The 484-nt window shown below is 75.8% G+C and carries 1 protein-coding gene; it reads left to right on the forward strand.

What is annotated here, in order from left to right:
- A partial coding sequence (locus AB8Z36_RS41930; protein ID WP_369218553.1) for a TetR/AcrR family transcriptional regulator occupies nt 1–484 on the forward strand: 484 nt, incomplete at both ends.

The following is a 484-nucleotide window of genomic DNA, read 5'->3' on the forward strand; positions in this document are numbered from 1 at the left end:
GATGGACGACATCGCCACCTCCATGGGCGTGTCCCGGTCGGCGGTCTACCAGTACGTCCGCGGCAAGGACGACGCCTTCCGCAGGCTCGCCGGACGCCTCCACGCACGGGCGCTCCGGCAGGCCGAGGAGGCGGCGTCCGCCGACGTGCCCGCCGCCGAGCGGCTGTACGGCATCCTCGCCGCCAAGCTCGACCTGGTCCTGCGCCTCGGCCAGGACTCCCCGCACGCCGCCGAGCTCCTCGACGGCGGGGCCCGCCAGTTCGGCGCCATCTGTACGTCGTTCACCACGGACCTGCGGGACCTCCTGACCGCCCTGTTCACCGAGGCGGGCACCGCCGAGGGCGTCGAGCCGACGCAGGCCGCCGACATCTGCGTGGCGCTCGTCGTCGGCCTCGAATCCGTGCCCGGCGCCCGCGACCTGCTGCGCCCGGCCTCCGCCGCACTGGCGACCGGCCTGCTCGGCACGGGCCCCGCCTCCCTCCCC

The sequence above is a fragment of the Streptomyces flavofungini genome, assembly GCF_041028215.1.
GTDB lineage: Bacteria > Actinomycetota > Actinomycetes > Streptomycetales > Streptomycetaceae > Streptomyces > Streptomyces flavofungini_B.